This is a genomic window from Yimella sp. NH-Cas1, assembly GCF_022359705.1.
Taxonomy (GTDB): Bacteria; Actinomycetota; Actinomycetes; order Actinomycetales; family Dermatophilaceae; genus Yimella; species Yimella lutea.
In genome coordinates this window covers 2,652,859-2,673,642 of the sequence record NZ_JAKSGG010000003.1, presented here as the reverse complement: position 1 = coordinate 2,673,642, position 20,784 = coordinate 2,652,859, and the positions used below count along the sequence as shown (strand labels likewise).

Annotated in this window: 20 protein-coding genes, 1 tRNA gene and 1 pseudogene; 7 read left to right on the top strand and 15 right to left on the bottom strand. The window is 67.0% G+C overall.

The annotated features are described in order from the left end of the window. Window positions 1-2: 2 nt before the first annotated feature. The 5 genes and pseudogenes from MF407_RS13205 to MF407_RS15680 all read right to left on the bottom strand — a co-directional run. A complete protein-coding gene (locus MF407_RS13205) occupies window positions 3-1,046 on the bottom strand; it encodes an iron ABC transporter permease (protein ID WP_239702557.1) in 1,044 nt (347 codons plus the stop codon). Next, window positions 1,043-2,089, bottom strand: coding sequence for an iron ABC transporter permease (locus tag MF407_RS13200; RefSeq protein WP_239702556.1), 1,047 nt, complete (start codon window positions 2,087-2,089; stop codon window positions 1,043-1,045). The genes MF407_RS13205 and MF407_RS13200 overlap by 4 nt, the downstream gene beginning before the upstream one ends. Then, on the bottom strand, window positions 2,086-3,135 hold the full coding sequence (locus MF407_RS13195; protein WP_239702555.1) for an iron-siderophore ABC transporter substrate-binding protein: 1,050 nt from the start codon (window positions 3,133-3,135) through the stop codon (window positions 2,086-2,088). The genes MF407_RS13200 and MF407_RS13195 overlap by 4 nt, the downstream gene beginning before the upstream one ends. Window positions 3,136-3,181: 46 nt before the next feature. Further along, window positions 3,182-4,012, bottom strand: coding sequence for a siderophore-interacting protein (locus MF407_RS13190; RefSeq protein ID WP_141927454.1), 831 nt, complete (start codon window positions 4,010-4,012; stop codon window positions 3,182-3,184). A 104-nt stretch (window positions 4,013-4,116) separates the two neighbouring features. After that, window positions 4,117-4,443: pseudogene (locus MF407_RS15680) on the bottom strand (CoA transferase); the annotation flags it as partial. A 119-nt stretch (window positions 4,444-4,562) separates the two neighbouring features. Here MF407_RS15680 and MF407_RS13180 point away from each other — a divergent pair. Next, window positions 4,563-4,910 carry an IclR family transcriptional regulator C-terminal domain-containing protein gene (locus MF407_RS13180; RefSeq protein ID WP_141927456.1) on the top strand — a complete coding sequence of 116 codons (348 nt, stop codon included), beginning with the start codon at window positions 4,563-4,565 and terminating at the stop codon, window positions 4,908-4,910. Between the two features lie 20 nt (window positions 4,911-4,930). On the opposite strand, the gene corA is transcribed toward MF407_RS13180, so the two are convergent. Together corA and MF407_RS13170 are read right to left on the bottom strand one after the other, a co-directional pair. Then, window positions 4,931-6,085, bottom strand: coding sequence for a magnesium/cobalt transporter CorA (gene corA, locus MF407_RS13175; RefSeq protein ID WP_141927457.1), 1,155 nt, complete (start codon window positions 6,083-6,085; stop codon window positions 4,931-4,933). A gap of 29 nt (window positions 6,086-6,114) precedes the next feature. After that, a complete protein-coding gene (locus tag MF407_RS13170) occupies window positions 6,115-7,518 on the bottom strand; it encodes a class II fumarate hydratase (RefSeq protein WP_239702554.1) in 1,404 nt (467 codons plus the stop codon). Window positions 7,519-7,672: 154 nt separating this feature from the next. Between MF407_RS13170 and MF407_RS13165 the strand changes: the two genes are divergently transcribed. The 3 genes from MF407_RS13165 to MF407_RS13155 all read left to right on the top strand — a co-directional run bounded on the left by MF407_RS13165 (window position 7,673) and on the right by MF407_RS13155 (window position 9,378). After that, window positions 7,673-8,248, top strand: a complete 576-nt coding sequence (locus tag MF407_RS13165; protein ID WP_239702553.1) for a GNAT family N-acetyltransferase — start codon at window positions 7,673-7,675, stop codon at window positions 8,246-8,248. Window positions 8,249-8,323: 75 nt separating this feature from the next. Next, window positions 8,324-8,506 carry a hypothetical protein gene (locus MF407_RS13160; protein ID WP_239702552.1) on the top strand — a complete coding sequence of 61 codons (183 nt, stop codon included), beginning with the start codon at window positions 8,324-8,326 and terminating at the stop codon, window positions 8,504-8,506. A gap of 74 nt (window positions 8,507-8,580) precedes the next feature. After that, window positions 8,581-9,378 carry a transglutaminase family protein gene (locus MF407_RS13155; protein ID WP_239702551.1) on the top strand — a complete coding sequence of 266 codons (798 nt, stop codon included), beginning with the start codon at window positions 8,581-8,583 and terminating at the stop codon, window positions 9,376-9,378. Between the two features lie 48 nt (window positions 9,379-9,426). Here MF407_RS13155 and MF407_RS13150 read toward each other — a convergent pair whose 3' ends face one another. Then, a complete protein-coding gene (locus tag MF407_RS13150; protein ID WP_239702550.1) occupies window positions 9,427-10,155 on the bottom strand; it encodes a sulfite exporter TauE/SafE family protein in 729 nt (242 codons plus the stop codon). A 65-nt stretch (window positions 10,156-10,220) separates the two neighbouring features. After that, window positions 10,221-12,542 (bottom strand): glycoside hydrolase family 3 C-terminal domain-containing protein, encoded by a 2,322-nt coding sequence (locus MF407_RS13145; protein WP_239702549.1) that lies wholly within the window; start codon window positions 12,540-12,542, stop codon window positions 10,221-10,223. 74 nt (window positions 12,543-12,616) lie between these two features. Between MF407_RS13145 and MF407_RS13140 the strand changes: the two genes are divergently transcribed. Then, on the top strand, window positions 12,617-14,311 hold the full coding sequence (locus tag MF407_RS13140) for a long-chain fatty acid--CoA ligase (protein WP_345770869.1): 1,695 nt from the start codon (window positions 12,617-12,619) through the stop codon (window positions 14,309-14,311). A gap of 85 nt (window positions 14,312-14,396) precedes the next feature. On the opposite strand, the gene MF407_RS13135 is transcribed toward MF407_RS13140, so the two are convergent. The 6 genes from MF407_RS13135 to MF407_RS13110 all read right to left on the bottom strand — a co-directional run bounded on the left by MF407_RS13135 (window position 14,397) and on the right by MF407_RS13110 (window position 19,290). Next, window positions 14,397-14,469, bottom strand: a tRNA-Arg gene (locus MF407_RS13135). A gap of 156 nt (window positions 14,470-14,625) precedes the next feature. Further along, window positions 14,626-15,789 carry a hypothetical protein gene (locus MF407_RS13130; RefSeq protein WP_239702547.1) on the bottom strand — a complete coding sequence of 388 codons (1,164 nt, stop codon included), beginning with the start codon at window positions 15,787-15,789 and terminating at the stop codon, window positions 14,626-14,628. A 122-nt stretch (window positions 15,790-15,911) separates the two neighbouring features. Further along, a complete protein-coding gene (locus tag MF407_RS15950) occupies window positions 15,912-17,468 on the bottom strand; it encodes a metallophosphoesterase (protein WP_239702546.1) in 1,557 nt (518 codons plus the stop codon). A gap of 60 nt (window positions 17,469-17,528) precedes the next feature. After that, the gene (gene def, locus MF407_RS13120) at window positions 17,529-18,107 is read right to left on the bottom strand and encodes a peptide deformylase (RefSeq protein ID WP_129624248.1); all 579 of its coding nucleotides are present in this window, start codon (window positions 18,105-18,107) and stop codon (window positions 17,529-17,531) included. 69 nt (window positions 18,108-18,176) lie between these two features. Next, complete coding sequence (locus MF407_RS13115) at window positions 18,177-19,112, bottom strand: PH domain-containing protein (protein WP_239702545.1); 936 nt, start codon at window positions 19,110-19,112, stop codon at window positions 18,177-18,179. 4 nt (window positions 19,113-19,116) lie between these two features. Then, on the bottom strand, window positions 19,117-19,290 hold the full coding sequence (locus MF407_RS13110; protein WP_168990104.1) for a hypothetical protein: 174 nt from the start codon (window positions 19,288-19,290) through the stop codon (window positions 19,117-19,119). 146 nt (window positions 19,291-19,436) lie between these two features. On the opposite strand from MF407_RS13110, the gene MF407_RS13105 reads away from it, so the two are divergent. Together MF407_RS13105 and MF407_RS13100 are read left to right on the top strand one after the other, a co-directional pair. Then, window positions 19,437-20,384, top strand: coding sequence for a small ribosomal subunit Rsm22 family protein (locus MF407_RS13105; protein WP_129624246.1), 948 nt, complete (start codon window positions 19,437-19,439; stop codon window positions 20,382-20,384). 85 nt (window positions 20,385-20,469) lie between these two features. Next, window positions 20,470-20,784, top strand: coding sequence for a hypothetical protein (locus MF407_RS13100; protein WP_239702544.1), 315 nt, complete (start codon window positions 20,470-20,472; stop codon window positions 20,782-20,784).

Genomic DNA, 20,784 nt, shown 5'->3' with positions numbered 1-20,784 from the left:
CGTTACTTCCTCGCGAGGGTGGGGCGGTGGATCAACAGGAGCAGCAGGAAAGGCGCGCCAGCGACGCCGGTGAGCACACCGACCGGGAGGCTGCCGGGCACGACGTACTTCGTGAGGTAGTCGGCGGCAACGACGATGCAGGCTCCGATGAGTGCCGACAACGGGATCGAGGGGCGGCCGCCGTTGAGGCGGCGCGCGGTGGGCCCCGCGAGCAGGCTGACGAACGCGATGGGGCCGGTGACGGAGGCCGCGGTGGCGGTGATGAGGACCGCGACGGCCATGAGCGCGAGTCGGGTGCGGTCAGCCGCAGCGCCGAGTGCAGTGGCCGCTTCGGCGCCGAGTTCGATCAGTCGCAGCGGCCGGGCGAGTACGGCGGCCACCGGCAGGCCGATGGCCAATACAACTGCCAGCCGGGCGATTCCGCTCCACCCGGGGGAGTTGAGCGACCCGGTCAGCCACACCATCGCGTCCTGTGCCTGATGGATGTTGGAGCGCATGAGCAGCCACTGGATCAGCGACTGCAGCGCCGCGCTGATGCCGAGCCCGATGAGGATCATCCGGTGCGAGGCGGTCGCGCCGCGGCCGCCGACGAGGTGGATCAGCAGCGCGACGACGAGGCTGCCGACGAGCGCGGCGAGCGACATCGGTGTGCCCGACCAGCCCAGCAGCACCGACGAACCCAGCGCCCCTGCGCTTGCTCCCAGCGAGACGCCGAGCACATCGGGGCTGGCCAGCGGGTTGCGCAACATCGTCTGGAAGATCGACCCGGCCGCGCCGAAGGCGACCCCTGCAAGAGCTCCTGCGAGCGCGGCCGGGAGTTTGGACTCCATCACCATGAAACCGGCCACCGGGATGTCGGTGCCGGTCACGATGCGGAAGAAGTCGGGGATCGTCACGGTGTAGTCGCCGAGCAGCACGCGCGCGGCGAGCAGTCCGAGCAGTGCGAAGGCCGCGGTTACGAGCGCGACCGACAACCTGCGGCGGACGCGGGTGCGCGCGGCGGCTACCGCCTTCAGGGCAGGGGTGGCGCAGGTTGCGGCAGTCACAGGGTGACCACCTTGCGGCGCAGCAACACGATCAGCGCGGGCACCCCCACCAGTGCGGTGAGGATGCCGGCCGGAAGCTCGCCTGGGCGGGCCACGACGCGTCCGATGACGTCGGCGAGGGTCAGCATCACGGCGCCGCCCAGGGCGCACAGCGGCAGCAAGCGGGTGTGGTCGGGCCCAGCGAAGCCGCGCACGACGTGGGGCACGACGAGCCCGACGAAGGCGATCGGTCCGGCGATCGAGGTGGCCGTGCAGGCGAGCAGCACGGCTCCGGCGGCGACGGTGATGCGCACCAGCGCGACCCGCCGGCCGAGGGCGCGGGCGAGGTCGTCGCCGAGTGCGAGCGCGTTGAGAGTGCGCGCCGAGGCGATCACGATCAGTGCGCCGACGGCGAGGAAGGGGAGGGTGAGGAGCAGGTTCGCCGACTCGCGTCCGCCGACGGAGCCCACCTGCCAGAAACGGTAGACCTCAAGCGCCCCCTGGTCGCGCATGAGCAGCGCGGCGGTGATGCTCGAGCAGCCGGCGGTGACCGCGGCGCCGGTCAGTGCCAGCGTGATCGGGCCAGCGCCACCGTAGGCCGCGGAGGCGATCGCATAGACGGCGAACGCCGCGAGAGCGCCGCCGAGCAGGGCAAGGAGCACGAACGACAGTTGGTTGCCGGCGAAGCCGGCGGTCAGGCCGATGACGACGGCCAGTGAAGCGCCGGCGTTGACACCGAGCAGTCCCGGGTCGGCCAGCGGGTTGCGGGTGAGCCCCTGCAGCGCGGCACCCGACACGGCGACCGACGCCCCGACGACGACGGCGACGAGGGTGCGGGTGGCGCGTGCATCGACGACGGCGGCCGCGTCACCGGTGCCGGTGAAGAACGCGTGCAAAGCGTCGAGCATGCCGAGGCTGCTGCTGGAGCCGATGGCGAGGGAGAGCGCGCAGGCGACGCCCAAGGTCGCCGTCGCGATCGCGAAGCCGACGCCGGCGCGCCGGCGCGACCCGCGTCCGGTTGTGGGTCGGCCGGACGCGGGTCGGGTGGAGACGAGAGTGCTCACTGCGCCTTGGCGGCAGCCGCAGCAAGCTGCGGCAGGAACTTCTCGAGTGCGGTCGGGATGCTCAGCGGGGTGGGGCTGGACATCGGCATGGCCGCGACGTTGTCGGAGCTGGCGACGTACGAACCACGTTGCAGCGCAGGGATTTTCGACAGCAGCGCGTTGCCGGTGATCTGCTTGGTCTGCGCTGCGTTGTCGACGTAGAAGACCAGCACGTCGGCGTCGGCGGTCGAGGCGTTCTCGGCGGAGACATCGACGCTGAACAGGTTGGGCTTGCCGGCCGACAGCTTGGTGACGAAGCTCGGCGTCGTCATACCGAACGCCTCGAGCATGCGCGGACGGTTGTCGATGCTGGTGTAGAAGCTCACCTTCGACAGGTCGGTCGGTGTGAACCAGGCCCACGCCGCCGACTTGCCCTTGATTGCGGGGTACTTCGCGACGGCGGTCTTGATCGAGTTCTCGGTGTCGGTCTTCAGCTTCGCGGCCTCGGTGGACTTGCCGAACGCCTTGCCGACGAGGTCGAGCGACTGCTGCCACGAGGTGCCCCAGGGCTGGTCGGGGTAGGCGACGACAGGCGCGATCTTCGACAGCTTCGCGTAGTCGTCTTTGGTGATGCCGGAGTTCGTCGCGAGGATCAGGTCAGGCTTGAGCGCGGCGACCTTGTCGAACGGGGTGCCGTCGGCGTCGCTGTAGCGGGTGGGCTGCTTTCCGCCGATCTTCGCCAGCGCGGCGTCGTACCAATCGGTCGACTTGCCGGCGTTGCCACCCCAGGTGACTTCCGGCGCGCCGACCGGCGCGACGCCGAGCGAGACCGCGACGTCCTGGTCGCTCCAGCCGAGGGTCACCACTCGCTGCGGCGCCTTGGTGATGGTGGCGGAACCGAGCGCGGTCTTCACAGTCACCGGGAAGTCGCCGCTGTCGGTGGTCGTTGTGGCGCCGGCCGCCTGGGTGCCCGCGGTTTGGCTGTCGGCGCCACCGGTCGGCCCGGTCGAGCAGGCTGCGAGCAAGCCCGTTGCCAGCAGCGCGATGGGAAGTGCGATCTTCTGCATGCGAGGAATTTCCTTGTCGGATAAGAGATTTCGGGCGGGTTGTGGTTCAGACGCGGGCTTGGCCGAGCTGCCAGAAGGAGGAGAACATGACCTTCCTGCGGTGCACACCGCGCTCGCCGACGAGGTGTTTGCGGGTGCCGGTCGCGAGGGCGCGCTCCCCGCAGATCCACGCATAGCCGAGGGCGGGCCACTGCAGACCGGGCAGCACCTCCAGCACGGCTTCGCCGGGCGCGCGATCGCCGCGAATGACGATGTGCGCGTCGATGTCGACCGGTAGCGGCGACAGGTGATCGGTGTCCGGCACCTCGACGATGATCGTGCGCGGCTTGTCCGGGTGCTGGTCGATGATCGCGGCCAGGGCCGGTGCGCCGGTTTCGTCGGCGACCAGCAGTTCGTGGCCGTCGTGCTGGGGCAGGTAGAGCGCGGTGCCCTGGCGGAAGCCCAGGCGGTCACCGACGCGCGCTCGCGACGCCCAGGCAGTGCCGGGACCGGCGTCGCCGTGCAACACGATGTCGACATCGGCCTCGCCGAGGTCGGGGCGCACCGCCCGCAAGGTGTACCACCGAAGTTCGGGGCGTTCGACCGGATTCATCGCATGCACTGCGCGCCGTACGTTGGCCTCGTTCGGATCTGGCATCGTCAGCCGACCGTCGGTGGGGATGAGCAACCCGAAGTACTCGTCGGGGCCGTTGCTGGCGTAGCCGCTGAACTCCTTGGCCACGAACGTGAACCGACGCACATGGTCGGCGACCTCAGTGATCGAGCGGACGGTCATGGGCCACTGCCGAAGGTCGGTGCGGTCGGGCATCTGCGCCATCGTGACGGCGGTGTACGCAGAGACGGCGCGCTGTTCGATGCGGTCGAGCAGAGTGGTCACGCGAATTCCTTCCGGTTGCTGGACCCCACTTCATGATTTGAGAGCGGCGGCCCAAGAGCGGCGGATTAGGTCAGGCATACCTAACTAAGCGTTACCTAACCATGTCAAGCCGGTCTCACTCCCGCCAGGGGGTGCTCGCGGTAATGCGTAAGTCGCGCTTCTACCGGGTCGATGTTCCGCGTAGGCGTCGCTCGCTGCGCAGCGCCGTCGAGTACGCCGTGGCAACCTTCGGCGGACTCGACTACGCGTTCAACAACGCAGGCATCTTCGCGTCCGCACCACTTGCCGATCTCGAGATCGAGGAATGGCAGCGCGTCGTACGTCGAGATCTCGCCCCTGGTGGGCGGCATCCAGGTCCGGGTGTCGTCTCCGGAGGGCCCCTCGACCTTGATCACAGTCGCGCCGAGGTCGGCCAGCAGCATGGTCGCGTGAACCGACGCACACTCGGAGGTAGCAATGGGAAAGCGTGGCAGCGGTCCCGACTTCATCGAAGCCTTGGCCAGAGGCCTGGAGGTGATTCAGGCGCTCGGCGACGCCCACGACACGAAAGGTGCTGCTCGCCGACCTGAGCCCTGAGGAGCTGGACGCGGTGCTCGACCAGCCGAGCCGATCGGGGGTGGTCGCCCGCCGGGAGGTCGACCGGGCCCAACTGGGACGGGAACTTGCGGATACTCGCGCCAAGGGGTGGTGCATGACCGATCAAGACCTCGCAGTGGGCATCCGTTCCGTGGCCGCGCCTCTGCGCGATGCGACGGGGCGTGTCGTGGCGGCTCTGAACGTCAACGCTCATGCCGGCCAGACTTCGGTGGACAGGTTGCTCGAGCACCACCTGCCCAGACTGCTCTCTACGGCATCCTCGATCAGTGAGGACTACGTGCGTCGGAACCAGCTTCGGTGACCGAACAGCAGTGAGGTGGGTCAGAGCCAGTTCTTGCGACGGAAGATGACCCACATCGTGGTGCTGACAGCGAACATCAAGAACAACGCGAACGGGTAGCCGAACCACCAGGAGAGTTCGGGCATCTTCTCGAAATTCATGCCGTAGATGCCGGCGACGACAGTAGGGGTGAACAGGATGGCCGCCCACGACGAGGCCTTCTTCACCTCGTCCGCCTGGTTGTTCGCCACCTCGGCAAGCCGCTTCATCTCCTCATTCTGGGTCTGTGCGACGAGGGTGGCGTTGAGGGTGAGGATGTCGGCGAGCGACTGCCGGAAGCCGTCGACCCGCTCGGCGACACTGGTGGCGTGGTCGGCGACGTCGCGTAGTGAGCGCTGGAGTTCGGGGTCGGTGCCGTATTTCTCGACACCCTTGTCGAGCGCGTCGAGGATGCGTTGCAAGGGCTTCACCGCACGCTGCAACTCCATGACCTCCTGGCTGAGTTCGTAGATGCGGCGCGAGACGCTCGGATCGGACTCGAACACCTGCGTCTCGATCTCGTCGATGTCGTTCTCGAGGCCTACGAGCACGGGAGCGTAACCGTCGACGATGTGGTCGAGCACGCCGTACAGCACGGCTTCGGGGCCGAGCGCGAGCAGGTCGGGCTCGGCTTCCAGCCGTTTGCGCACCGGACCGAGCTTGGGGTCGGCGCTGTGCCGCACGGTGATGACGAAGTCGGGTCCGATGAACAGGTGGATCTCGCCGAAGTCCACGGTCTCGGTGTCGTCGTCGTAGCTGGCCGAACGGAGCACCACGAACAACGTGTCGTCGTAGCGCTCGAGCTTCGGACGCTGGTGGGCGACGATCGCGTCCTCCACCGCCAGCGGGTGCAGGTCGAAGATGCGCGCGACCTGCTGCACGTGATCGGCGCTGGGGTGGGCCAAGCCGATCCAGGCCATCGGCCGCTCGGACGGATCGGGCTTGTGCGACAACCGGTGGATGGTCTCGGAGATCGTCGCGGGGTTCTCCAATTTGCGACCGTTGCAGTAGATCGCACGCTCGACCACCGTGGCCTCTGCGGGACGGTCTTGCTCATCGCGCGCAGGCTCGAACGACGCAGCCGGACCGTCGTAGGTGAACAGGTTGCGTGCGGGTGATTTCGGGACGGTGACCGGGCGTCCGCGCCAGACGGGCATGGCCGAAACACTAGCCCCGAAAGGTCGGATCATTCACGTCCGTGCGGGTAGGCCATGGCGAGCACGTCGAGGGCTTCGTCGAGCTGCTGCTCGGTCAGTGTGCCGTCGGCGACGTGGTCGCGTTCGATGACGACCTCGCGGATGGTCTTGCCCTCCTTCAGGGCCTGCTTGGCGATGCTTGCGGCTTCGTCGTAACCGAGCTGGTGGTTGAGCGCGGTGACGATCGACGGGGACGACTCTGCGTACCGGCGCATGCGGTCGGCGTCCGGCTCGATCCCATCGACACAACGCTCTGCGAAGACCCGAGAAACGTTGGCCAACAACTGGATCGACTCCAGTACATTACGCGCGATCACGGGCAGCATCACGTTGAGTTCGAAGGTGCCGGCGCTGGCCCCGAACGCTACGGCTGTGTCGTTGCCGATGACCTGCGCACTCACCTGCAGCATCGCCTCGCACAGCACCGGGTTCACCTTGCCCGGCATGATCGAGCTGCCGGGCTGCAGATCGGGCAGGTGAATCTCCGCCAGACCGGCGGTCGGCCCGGAGCCCATCCACCGGATGTCGTTCGCGATCTTGGTGAACGCGACCGCGCAGGTGCGCAGCAGGCCCGACAGGTCGACCAGCGAGTCGCGGCTGGACTGGGCAGCGAAGTGGTTACCCGCCTCGGTCAGCGGCAGGTCGAGCGACTTCGCGAGATCGTCGATCACCGTCTTGGCCAGCCCGGTGGGCACGTTGATGCCGGTGCCCACGGCGGAGCCGCCGAGGGGAAGTTCGCCGACGCGGGGCAGCACCTCGCTCAGGCGGGAGATGACGTACTCGACCTGCGCGGCGTATCCGCCGAACTCCTGCCCGAGGGTCACCGGGGTGGCGTCCATCAGGTGGGTACGCCCGGACTTCACCAAGTCGGCGAACTCGGTCTCCTTGGTGCGCAAAGACTTTGCGAAGACCTCAAGAGCAGGGATGAGCTCGTTCTTCACGCCGGCGGTGGCGGCGATGTGCATCGCCGCGGGGAACTGGTCGTTGGAGGAGAACGGGTCGTTCACTGCATCGTTGGGGTGGACGTCCTTGCCGAGCGTGTCGGCAGCGAGGGTCGCGATGACCTCGTTGGCGTTCATGTTGCTGGACGTGCCCGAGCCGGTCTGGAAGACGTCGATCGGGAACTCGTCGTCCCAGGTGCCGTCCGATACTTCTGCGGCAGCGTCCGAGATCGCCTGTGCCACAACGGAGTCGAGGGCTCCACTGGCGGCGCGCGCTCTCGCGGACGCGCCCTTGATCGAGGCCAGCGCGTGGATGAGGGACGGTTCGATCGGACGCCCGGAGATGGGGAAGTTCTCGACAGCGCGTTGGGTCTGTGCGCGCCATTTCGCGTTGACGGGTACTTCGACCTCGCCCATCGAATCGCGCTCGGTCCTCGTCTTCTGCTCGGACATCGTTGCTCCTTCGGTCGAGTTCGTCGTCCTTCTCCAGTCAACAGCGGTTGGCGCTCCAGTTGTTCCTCCGGCTGCGGTGCGAACCGGGCGGGCCGTGGGACAGTCCTTGCATGGAATTGCTGACCGAGCCCATGACCGCTGCCGAGTTCGAGCGTTGGACCGCGGTGACGCCGTCGGTGCAGCAGTGAAGCTGGCCGGGGCGGAGCTGGTCGCGACCAAGATGAGCATCCGGGTGAACGACGTGCCGGACGGCACGATCGAACTGCGTCCGATGACCGAGGACCGTTTCGAACGGTTCATCGGCGACGGCATCGAGCATTACGCCCACTCCATCTTCGATGCCGGCGGTTTCGAAACGATCGAAGCCGCGCGGCTGGCTTCGTTCGAGGAACACAAGCGCCTGCTGCCGCAGGGTCTGCAGTCGCCCGGTCATCGGCTCTGGTCGGCCTTCGACGCGGCCGATCCGACGCAGGAAGTCGGGCTGCTGTGGGTCCAGGAACGACCCGACCACGGCTTCATCTACGACATCGCGGTGGACCCTGCGCACCAGCGGAAGGGCTACGGCACCCACATCCTGCGCGGTGCGGCTGCCGAGATGCGGTTCATCGGACGAGAGACGCTGTGGCTCAACGTCTTCGGTCACAACGCGGATGCTCGTCGGCTTTACGAGCGCGAAGGGTACGCGGTGAACGAGGAGATCGTGCGCATCGCGGTCGGGTCGGGCGGGTAGGTCTACCCATGGCCTGATCGGGGTGCTCGTGCCAACGCACGCGCTCGCCTGTTCGCAGAAGGGGCGGGTGCCACGATGGTGACCGCGCCGTCCTGGGCCTGGCTGCTCATGCTCTCCGAACCGATGAACGGCAAGGACTTCACCGGGTCGCCCTATGTGCTGCCGAATGTGATCGACCGGCTGACCACTCCCACTCACGCGGTGGTGAAGATCGTCGGGGGCAAGGTCGTAGAGCTGCACCAGATTCTCCAGATGTGAGCCGAGCGGAGCAACACGGAAACAACGCGGCGCCGCAAGCCCTGTGCTGCTCGTTCCGCCGACAGGATGGACGGATGCGCCGCGTTGTTTCCGCCCATGTCGAAGCCACTGTTTCCGCCACCGCCGACATCACCTGGTCGGTGGCGGTGTCCGAGGTCGTACCGCGAGCCGAGGAGGAGCTCACGGTCACCGTCGACGGCACGAAGATCGAGATGGAAGAGATCGTCGACGGGATGACGCGGCTGCACCGGTGCCGGCAAACCCCGGCGGGCGCTCTCGTCCTCGACTATCGATGCACGGTCGACGAACAGGCTCCCGAGCCGGACGTGACGCTCCTGGACGAGGTCGTGTTCCTGCGTCCGAGCCGTTATGTCGACTCCGACACTCTCGCTCCCGTTGCCCATGCGACGTTCGGGGATAAGCAGGGCAAGGACCTGCTGGATTCCGTTGCGGTGTGGGTGAATCAGAGCCTGCAGTACGTCAGCGGTTCCAGTCGTCCGACCGACGGATCCATCCAGACCTACCTGTCCAGGCAGGGGGTCTGTCGCGATTTCGCGCACCTGGTGATCGCGATGCTGCGTGGGCTGAACGTGCCTGCCCGGCTGGTGAGCGTCTACGCGCCGGGGCTCAGCCCGATGGACTTCCACGCGGTCGCCGAAGCGTTGATCGACGGCAAGTGGCAGGTCGTCGACGCGACCTCGATGGCGCCGCGTACCTCACTGCTGCGTATCGCGACCGGCCGGGACGCGAGCGACACCGCGTTCATGACGGTTGCTGCCGGTCAGGTGGAGCTCGGTCAGATGCAGGTCACCGCGATCGCCGAGCCCGACCTGCCGACCGATGACCCCTCGATGCTGACCCAGCTGCGCTGATCGTTGTCTGAGTGTCAGACGCAGTCCGCGACGCGGATGGTCTGACACTCAGACGGTCAGGGCGACCCGGACGATCACGGCCACCGCAGCGACGGTGGCCAGCATCAGCATCAGCTGCTTGAACCGGGTCGGGTCGATGCGGTGACGCAGCGGCTGCGCGAGCACCGAACCGAGCACCATGAACGGCATCCAGGCGACGCCTGCGATCAGCGCCTCACGCGGCACCTGGCCGCCGACGCCCAGTCCGGCCAGCGAGGCCAGTGCACCGATGAGGAAGAACGGGGCGAGCGTGGAGCGCACCTGCTGCGGCTTCTGCTCCTGCAGCACCAGGCCGTAGAAGGGTCCGCCGATCGATGCGGCTGTGGCCGAGACGCCGGTGACCAGGCCGGCGAGCCCCGACAGGGCGGGCGTCGGTTGCACATGGATCCGGGTGAACGAGCCCGCAACCGCAGCCAGCACCATCGCGGCGACCACGAGCGAGATCACCGAGGTCGACGCGACCGACACCAACCAGACGCCGAGCGGCATCGTGGCCAGGCGTCCGAGCAGTGCCCAGCTGCAGGACCGCCACAGCACATGAGCTCGTCCGCGCACCGCCTCCAGGAGCGGTAGCGGCAGGACGGTGATCAACAACGACGCCGGCATCAGGTCGGGAGCTGCCATGACGACGAAGGGTGCCGCGACGACCGCGAGACCGAACCCGGCGACCCGTTGCACGAACGCGCCGAGGCCGATCACGAGTCCGAGAACGACGAACAGCGTCCATGAGATGCCCATGGGTGCTCCCTTCGCTCAGGCCGACGGACGATGGTCTCAGCGGCGGCCGGGAAACGACGAATCGGTCAGCGTCGGCCGAGGTTGCAAAGGCGCAGGACGAGGTCGATCGTCCGCCAACTGAGTTTGCCGTCGCCGAAGCGTGCCGCCGCGCGCAGCGGCAACTCGGCGAAGTTGCGTTCGACCATGGGACGGTCGGCATCGCTGAGCTCGGTGCCGGCGATCGTCGCGCGCCAGCAGATCGCCCGGAAGGCGCGTCCGGCCGGGGTCGTGGCGATCTCGGCGAAGGTGGAGTCGCGGTCGAACGGACGTGTCGGACGCGGTGCCGGGATGGAGCGACCGAGCCGCGCGGCGAAATCGACGTCGCTCGCAGCGAGGGCGGGCCCGGACGGTGGATCGGCACTGTCGGTGGCGTCACCGTCGACCTGCAGCGAGAGCGTGAGGCCGGGATCTGCACTCGATCGCGCTGCGACGAGTTCGAATCGTCCGGTGGGACAGCGCCATTCGTCCGTACGGACGTCCCAGAACTCGAAGCTTCGGGCAGGCACCTCGACGTCCACCCGTCGTGAACCGCCGACTTCGAGATGCACCTTGGCGAAGCCGGCCAGCTCGCGTTCCGGACGCAGGACGACGCCGGTGAGGTCACGACGGTAGATCTGCACGACCTCGCTTCCCGCACGCGTACCGGTGTTGGTCACCGTGATGCTCACAGTCAGGACCTGGCCACGGCGGATCGACGGTGAGGACAACTGGGGATCGGACCAGTCGAAGGTCGTGTAGCCGAGTCCGTGGCCGAACGGGAACGCCGGTGCCGGACCGCCGGACACGTGGTGCCGGTACCCGACGAAGAGCCCTTCGCGGTACTCGACCTGGCGTGGGCGTCCGGGAAACCACGGCGTGCTCGCGACGTCCTCGAGACGTTCGGGGAAGGTCTCTGCCAGGCGCCCGCCGGGTTCGGCATCACCGAGCAGCACGTCGACGACGGCGGCGCCGGATGCCTGCCCGCCGAGGTAACCCTCGACGATCGCCGCCACCTCGTCGCGCCACGGCATCGTGACGGGTGCGCCGTTCGACAGAACCACGACGGTGCGCGGATTGGCCTGTGCAACAGCCGAAACCAGTTCGTCGTGCGCCGCAGGGAGCGACAGCGTGTCGCGATCGAAGCCCTCCGATTCGTAGGCCGGGGGCAACCCGACCATCACGACGGCGACATCGGCAGACGCTGCGATTCGCGCTGCTTCGTCGAGCTGAGCGGCGCTGCTCGTGGACGTCGCCGGGTCGTAGCCCTCGGCATAGGTGACCTCGACGCCGGCGTCGGCGAACGCGTCCCGCACCGTCGTCACTCGGGTGGGATTGACCAGTGAACTGCCTGCGCCCTGGAACCGCGGAACCTCGGCCAGCCCACCGATCAGCGCGATCGATGCCCGGCGATCGAGGGGAAGGGTGTCGTCATTGCGGAGCAGGACCGCGCCGGCCGCCGCGGCCCGCCGACACAGTTCGTCGTGATCGGGTTCGACCGAGCCGACCTCGTTGCCCTGCACTCGTGCGAGCAGGTCGAGGACGCGCTGTGCGGACGTCTCGACCTGTCGATCGGTGAGCTGTCCGGAGGCCAGAGCATCCTGAATGTCGTTGTCCGACAAGGAATGTCCGCCGGGCATCTCCAGATCCATACCGGCGGTGATGCCGACGTCACGCTCGTACACCGCACCCCAGTCGCTCATCACCACTCCGTCGAAGCCCCACTCGTCGCGCAGGATCTGGGTGAGTAGTCGGTGATTCTGGGAGGCAAGTTCACCGTCGACCGAGTTGTACGACGCCATCACCGTCCATGGCTTGCCCCGTTTGACGGCGTACTCGAAGCCGGACAGGTAGATCTCACGCAGCGTGCGCTCGTCGACGACCGCGTCGACCACGAAGCGGTAGTACTCCTGATTGTTGACCGCGTAGTGCTTCAGGCAGGCGCCCACACCGACGCTCTGCAGACCATCGACAACCGCCGCAGCGAAACGTCCGCTGATGAACGGATCCTCGGAGAAGTACTCGAAGTTCCTGCCGCCCAACGGGTTTCGCTTGATGTTCAGCCCTGGGCCGAGCACGACGTCCACACCGAGTTGGCTCGCCTCGGCACCCAACGCGACAGCCACCTCCCGTGCAAGGTCGAGGTCCCAACTGGAGGCCAACGTGACGGCAGAGGGAAAACAGGTGGCCGGGTGGCTGTTGCCGACTCCGAGATGATCGGCCGACTCGCGCTGCAGCCGGATGCCGAGGGGACCGTCCGACAGGGTCGCGGGAGGCAGGTCATGAACGGGCAGCGGACGCGTGTGCCAGAAGTCGACACCGCTGAGCAGACCGATCTGCTTGTCACTGGTCAGGTCGGTGGCTCTCGGCATGTGGGACACAACGACCACTTTCGCAAAGTCGGAGGCGGCTTGCTGTGATTCACGCCACATCATCGCGCCCGGAAATGGCAGGCTCTGTCCATGAAGAGCACCATGCAGTCGCCGCCCCTGTTGATCTCGTCCCTGCTGGAGTACGGAACCACGGTGCACGCCGAGAGCAGATGCATCACCTGGACGCCGGAAGGGGACGGGAGGTCACGTACAGCGAGATCGGACGACAGTGTCGACAGCTCGCGAATGCGTTGCGGGGCATGGGTATCGACGGTGACAACCGCGTCGCGACCTTCATGTGGAACAACGCCGAGCACCTCGTCGCCTACCTGGCCGTCCCGTCGATGGGGGCGGTGCTGCACCCCCTCAACATCCGACTGTTCCCCGAGCAACTGATCTACACGGCCAACCACGGCGGCAGCGAGGTCGTCGTCGTCGACAACACCCTCGCCGAGCCGTTCAGCAAGCTGCTGGAGCACCTGCCCAAGATCCGGCACGTCATCGTCAACGGACCGGTCGACGACGCCGTCCGTGAGGCCCTGGGGGCGCCTGCTCACGTCGAGGCAGTGCACGACTGGAACGAGTTGCTGGCCGGTCGGTCGGACGAGTTCGAGTGGCCCAAGGACGTCGACGAGAACGACGCCTCGTCCATGTGTTACACCTCCGGCACCACCGGAAACCCCAAGGGCGTCGCCTATTCGCACCGCTCGAACTACATCCACGCGATGAGTTGCTGCCTGACGCTCGCGCTCACGCCGTCCGACACCGCGCTCGTCGTCGTGCCGCTGTTCCATGCCAATGCGTGGGGCTACCCGTACACCGCGATGCTCGCGGGCGACAACCTGCTCATGCCCGACCGCTTCCTGCAACCCGAACCGCTAGCTCAGATGATCGAGAAGTGGCAGGTGACCGTCGGTGCGGGCGTGCCGACCATCTGGAACGGACTGCTGCAGCACCTGGACGCCAAGGGTGGTGACATGTCGAGTTGCCGCATGCTGATGTCCGGCGGCGCGGCCTGCCCGCCGGCTTTGATGAAGGCCTTCGAGCGCTACGACGTGGAGATCATCCAGGGCTGGGGTATGACGGAGACCTCGCCGGTGGCGAGCCTGGCGTTCCCTCCCGGTCGTCTCGAGGAAGGCGGCGACGAGTACTGGAAGTACCGCGCCTCGCAGGGCCGGATCATGGGCGGGGTCGAAGCCCGCATCATGGGGCCGGACGGTTCGGTGCAGCCGTGGGACGGGGAATCGGTCGGCGAGGTAGAGGTCCGCGGTCCGTGGATCACCGGCTCGTACTACAGCAACGGCAGCGAAGCCGAAGGCGAATTGGCCGATATGGCAAGCAAGTTCGACGACGGCTGGCTGCGCACGGGTGACGTGGGTTCGATGACCTACGACGGTTACATCCTGCTGAGCGACCGCGCCAAGGACGTCATCAAGTCCGGCGGCGAGTGGATCAGCTCGGTCGACCTGGAGAACCATCTGATGGCGCACCCGGCCGTGCTCGAGGCGTCCGTCATCGGTGTGCCGGACGACAAGTGGGGCGAACGTCCGTTGGCCGCTGTCGTCATCAAGGACGGCGAATCGGTGGAGATGGAGCAGTTGCGCGATTTTCTGTCCGGACGCGTCGCGCGGTGGCAGGTGCCCGAGCGCTGGGCGATCATCGACGAGGTGCCCAAGACGAGCGTCGGCAAGTACGACAAGAAGGCACTACGGTCACGCTTCGCCGAGGGCGGTCTCGACGTCGCGGAGACTGGGGCACCCGCCCAGTAGGTCAGAACGAGGAAGCCCCGACCGGCGCATCCGCCGGTCGGGGCTTGGAATCCTCTGTCTCAACACAGATTCTTGGTATTACCTGTGCACCCGTAGGGATTCGAACCCCAAACCTTCTGATCCGTAGTCAGATGCTCTATCCGTTGAGCTACGGGTGCTTGCTGCCATCACTGGCAACGACGTCACACTCTACCTGCTCACCTCGATCGATGAGAAATCGAGGGCACGATGTGTACGTCACGCTCTGATCGGTGAAGCCGGGCGCCCGTCCGGCCCGCAACCGGCGGACGGTTCCGAGCCGGACGAGCCCGCACTCAGTTACCCGGGCTGACGCTGTCGGCGGCGACGATGCGGCCGTCCTTGACCTGCAGGATCGCGGTGTACGTCTGCTCGGCGGCGGTGTACTTCGAAGGGACGACGTAGGACGATCCCTCACGGTAGTTCGACAGGTTCGGTGCACCGTGCACGCTCTGCGTCCACACCCACTGGGGAGCGCTGATGTTCTCGTTGACGCCGACCAGGATCGACGCGCGGGCGTCCGGGGCAAGGGTCGCGGAGCGCGCGGCGCCGTCCTCGGGGCCACACGGCACTTCCGGCTCGGGGTCGCAGTTGTCGACCTGCGGCTTGAAGGTGACCTTGTTCCCGTCGACCGACACGATGCGCGCGGTGAAGCGTCCGTCTCCGGTGTTCTCCTCGCCCTTCTTCGGCTCCGCAGGCTCGACCGTCACCGGTTCGGCGCGGAAGACGTTGTCGCTCTTGAGGATGAACGTGCCCTCACCGTTCGCCTTCCAGACGCGGACGATCGGGTGTGCGGTGCGCTCCGCGGTGGAAGCGTCGTTGTCCCACGAGGACGTCTCGATCAGGCCCTGGTCGGAGAGCTCGAGCTCGATCGGACCCCAGTTGGCCTGCGACCCCTTGGTGTTCACCACCAGATCGTTGCCGTCCTTGGTGAGCGGTCCCCAGACTCCGCTGCCGTTGGAGAAACCGGCTGCGAACCGGTGACCGACGCCCGGAAGGCTGCTGTTGACGACGAAGACGGCGTGGAAGTCACCGAGTTCGGCGGCGTCGATCTTCGGGGTCGACTGCTCGTGCGACTCGGGGGCCCTGGAGGAGCCGACCTGCTTCCACGACGTGCCGTCCTTGCTCTCGAAGAACTTGACCGTTCCGTCCTTGGCGTACGACATGCCCTCGTGGCCGTTGCTCACCTTGATCGATTTCACGTACGGGGTGCCGGCGACTTTGCTCAGGCTGCCCGACTTCACGGTGGACTGCGAGGACGTGCTGCTGGAGTTGCTCGACCCGGACGACGACGCCGACGAACCCTCCGGCGAGGACGACGACCCCGACGAGGACGACGGGGACGATGGTGAGCCGGACGGGCCGGACCCCATGGTCTCGCTGTTGCAGGCAGTGGTGCCGAAGCCGACAATCGCGATCAGGACGAGGCTGGACAGGCGGCGGGCGGTGTTGTTACGCATGGCATTTCCCCTTGTTTCGTGATTGCGCGAGCGAAGTTCGTTGGTGTGATGATGGCGTGTGAACAGGCGTTCCCGCGATGGGGAGACCTGCCCACGCGGCGCCTGACACAGGAACCCGTCTGTTACTCGCCGCGTACCGGCACGGTGACCGGCTCGACGGGTCCTGCGCACTGCCGATCGTCTGCGGCTTCCGGTACGAACTGTCGCCCGCTCAACACGTTGGTCGACTGCAACTCGGGACGGCCCTGCAGAATGCCGGTGAAGGTGTAGCGGCGCATGGTGGTCAAGGAGCAGCCGGTGTCGAACTCGGCGATGTCGAACGAGTACGCCTGGGTCTGTACCTCGGTGCCCTTCTCGGCGCCCTGTGCAAGGCGGGCGCCGAAGAGCCCGCCGCCAGTGAACGTGCCGACGGTCATCCAGTTCCCGTCACGATGCGGGGTGTGGGTGTGTCCGGAGATCAGCAACTGGTCGTCCTCGAACCCGTCCTCGACCGCGCCCGGCTCGTGGCTCACCACGACGTCCGGGGCCGGGACCTCGTTGTCTTTCCACGTGCTCAGAAAGTGCTTGCGGGCACCTGAGTGGATGCTTTTGTCCTTCGGGTCGCCGTCGCCGTAGAAGCGCCGGTCGTTGAAGCCGCCGAATGTCACACCGGCCATTGTCACCTTCGTGTACAGGCGTGAGTTGGGTTGCAGAGTAACCACATTGGGCACCTTGCTCATCCGGTCCAGCAACGCGGTATCGGTGGCGCTGGTCGCGTCGTGGTTGCCGCGGACGAACAGGTACGGCACGCCGAGCCGCTCGATCGACCGGAAGATGCCGGCGGCTTCGGCCTCGCGCACACTGCCGAAGTTGATCAGGTCTCCCGCGTCGACAACGACGTCCACTCTTTCGGATCGGATGATGTCGCGCATCAATGCGTACTGGTTCGTGCCGTGGATGTCGCTCACGAACATCACCCGCAGCGCGGTCGGCGCAGCGGTCGAGCGGGGCGCGTACTTGGTCTGCAGGGCGCTCGAGAGGGCGAGCACGCTGGTGATGTACCGCGAGGACTCGGAGGTGCGCTTCTCCAGATCGGTGAGGATCGACAGGTCGTTGCGCGCCATGCTCAACAGCGACGTGGTGCGGACCTCGCCGATGTGGCGCTCGTGGTAGGTCACGTAACCGGCGAGGGCCGGTGCGACCAGCGAGAGCGCGAGCGCACCGGCCGCCGTGACCAGACTCGCGCGCGGGTTCCGCCAGGCGCGCCGCGCAACGAGCAGGGCTCCGGCGGTGAGGGCGAGGCCGAGGACGAACCGCCAGGCCACCCCGGTGAGCCCGGCACGGGCAGCAGTGTCCAGCTCTGCGGGGCTCGGCTGGAACTGTGCGGGCGTCGGTGTCCGGCCGGCGAAGGCCTCGGTGACGTCCTTGCGCAACTGGGCGTCGACGATGATGCCCGGGGCAGGCAAGGGGCCGTCGAAGCCGACCGACACGTCGCCCAGCAGGGTCGGCAGGCGGACCGTGGAGTCGGGCACCAGCCCCATCCGGACGTCCGCAGAGTAGAACTTCGTCTCGACGGTGGTGGGGAACAAGCTGGTCATCCCGACCCCACCGACGTACCCGAATGCGGCAAGCAACAGCGTCGCGAGCGCCCACCTACCGGCGCTGCGTGCGTTGCTTCGGGTGATCTGTGGAGCCTTCACTCCTCAACCCGACCAAATCACCGGCGTCCTCGGCGGGAAAACGGCACGGTGAACTTGGGATCAGACGTCGTCGGCCTTCTGGGTGGCCGGGTCCCACTTGGTGACGCCCTCTGCTTCCCAACCGCGTTCCTTGCGGGCCTGGCGCGACAGGTCGCGCTGGCTCGGGGTGAGGCGCTCGAGGTAGAGCTTGCCGTCGAGGTGGTCGGTCTCGTGTTGCAGGCAGCGTGCGAACAGTCCCTCGCCCTCGTAGGAGACCGGGTTACCGTCCAGGTCGGTGCCGGTGACGCGGGCCCACTCGGCTCGCGGGGTGGGGAAGTGTTCGCCGGGTACGGACAGGCAGCCCTCCAGGCCGTCGTCCTCGTCCGGCTCTCCGGGCGGCACGACCCCCTTCTCCAGCACGGGGTTCACCACGACGCCGACGAAGTTGTCGTCCTCGCCCCGTTCGGACGGGCAGTCGAAGACGAAGATGCGGTGGCGGGCGCCCACTTGGTTGGCGGCCAGGCCGACGCCGTTGGCTGCCTCCATGGTGTCGAACATGTCGGCGACCAGCGTCCGGATCTCGTCCGTGACTTCCTTGACCTTCTTGGTCGGCTGGTGCAGCGCCTTGTGCCCGATGATCGTGATGGGACGGACGGCCATGTGCGTGGTTCTCCTGGGTGGTGACGGATCAGCGACCAAGTTTCGCACGCGCGCCGAGGCGTCGAGTGCTCAGTGGTCGCGGCGGTCGATGCGTTGCGGCGGGGACGCGTCCTCGTGGCTCACCGACCAACTGTCGCCCTGGAAGGGAGTGTCGATCTGGGACGCGTTCTCGTGGTCAGGTGCGGGCTCGGTGACCTGCGGGCCGCGCAGCAGGCGTTCGCGCATCGGAGTGCGTGCCTTGTCGCGGTAACGGTCGACATAGGTGCCGAGGCGGGACGCGACGTCGGACTCGGGGACGTGGGGGACCGGTCGCGCACCCACAGGCGGACGTGGTGGTGCGGTCTTCGTGGCGGTGCGGGTCGAGGACGGACGGGGCAGGAACGGATCGGTGTCGTCGGCGCGGTCGTCGTACGCGTCCGTGGTCGGCACCATCACCGGCATCGCGTCCTCGTCCGGATGGCTGAACAGTTCGCCACAGATCGCCCGATAGGACGCCTCGGGGTGCGGAATGTAGGTGATCAGGCGCAGTGCCTGCTCCTGGCCCGCGGACTCCATGACGAACTCGCCATAGCCGAGGATGCGTCCGATGACGGGCTGGTTGAACGACATGTCGGTCACCTTGGCCAGCGGCATCATCGCGGTCTTGCGGTTGAGAATGCCGCGTCGCCAGACCAGCCGCTGATCGGTGGCCATGAACCAGTCGCGGGTCCAGAGCCAGACCGTGATGACCGTGTAGGCCAGCATCGCGAGCAGGACGTACCACATCGCGTTCGTGACGACCCCGAACGAGGGCGGTGCCGTGAACCCGACGAACAGCGTGATCGCGAAGCCCGCGAGCAACGAGAAGACGGTGCCGGCAAGCGATGCCCAGTGCGGACGGTGGACGACGACCATCCGTTCGCCGTGCACCAGGAAGCGGCGCATCGTCTGCGCGCCGCGCGGGTCGACCAGTTCACCCCACGAGGATCGGGTGTTGCTCGGATCGTCGAGGGGACGCCGTGGCATGACGCTACTTGCCGATGATGGCCTTGAAGAAGTCGCCCATGTTCTCGACCCCGGAGGCCAGGAGGTCCCAGATGTTGCGGACGATGTCGGCGGACTTGTCAGGGCTGGTGAAGATGGCATAGAGAACGAAGGCGAAGAGCACCCAGATGGTGATCCTCTTGATCTTCTCGGTCGCCATGGGACCCTCCGGTTGATGAGCGAGCGGGACAGCCCGCTCAAGACGAGCATATTTGCGCGGCTCATTCTGCCAGCGATGTGACGGCTGTGACTGGAGTGGTCATCGCCCGGGAGTGTCGCCGTGCCGGTGGTCGTACGCTTCGACTCGTGAACTCACTGGCTCCGGTGTTGCGTTCGGCTCTCGAGGACGAGCTCGCCGGGCGTCCCCGTGCGGCACTTGCGGCCGCGACGGTGCGGCTGTCCGAGCGCTATCGACGAGGTGGCGCGGCCGCGTCGCCGATCCTTGCGACCGATGCGGATGTGGCCGCCTACGCGGCATATCGAATGCCCGCGACGTATGCCGCATGTGAGCGGGCGCTCGCGCTTTCCTCGTTGTGCTTCGGTGGCCGGATCGACTCGGTGGTCGACCTCGGTGGTGGCACCGGCGCCGGGGCGTGGGCGGCTGCGTCGGTGTTCGAGCCCTCGTCGGTGCGCGTGCTCGACCAGGTGGACGCGGCGTTGAAATGCGGGCAGCGACTGTCCTCGTCCGTGTTCGATGCTCGTTTCGAGACCTGGAGGGTCGGGTCTGCCGTACCGGCCGCCGACCTGGTGATGGCGTCGTTCGTGCTCTCGGAACTGAGCGAGGCGCAGCGGGCTTCCCTGGTCCACGCGATGGGGTCGTCGGCGTCCGAAGCGGTGTTCCTGATCGAGCCGGGCACGCCGGACGGACATCAGCGGATCCTTGCCGCCCGTGCACAACTCGTCGATTCGGGTTGGACGATCGCGGCTCCTTGTCCGCAGTCGAGGGAATGCCCTGTGCGGCAACCTGATTGGTGCCACTTTGCCGCGCGGGTCGAGCGTTCGGCGATGCACCGACAGATCAAGGGTGGCGATCTCAGCTACGAGGACGAGAAGTTCTCGTTCGTGTTCGCCGTCCGCTGCGGTGCTTCGCCGTCCGGTGCGCGCGTGCTGCGGCACCCGGGCAAGCGCAAGGGGTTCGTCGATCTGACCGTCTGTGATGCCGCGGGCGAGACCGGTCGACGGGTCGTCACCAAGAAGCAGGGGGATGCGTACAAGCAGGCCCGCGACCTGCGGTGGGGCGACCCCTGGGTCTGACCCATCTGCCGCATCTGGCCATCCGGGCGGCGTCTGGACATCCAGATCACAACGGGTGCCGCCGGCGCTCCCAGTCGTGACTCGGATGTCCATTCGCGATCCGGATCACCAGATTCTCACAACCCCCAAACAAATCGTTGCTGTTGATGTCGCTCTGGGAGAACGCATTCCGCCGACCGTACTGTCGCGGGTGGTCAGCTACGACATGGTCGGCTCGTTCGTCGCGACGCCGATCGGGATGCTCGTGTTCGGCGTCCTCGCCACTGCCGTCCCGCTCAAGCCGCTGCTGATCGCGTCAGGCGTGCTCTACGCGCTCATCGCGCTGTCGACGCTCGCCGTGCACTCGATCCGGACGATGGAACGGCTTCCCGAGCACGCCGACGAGCCGCTGCTCACCTGA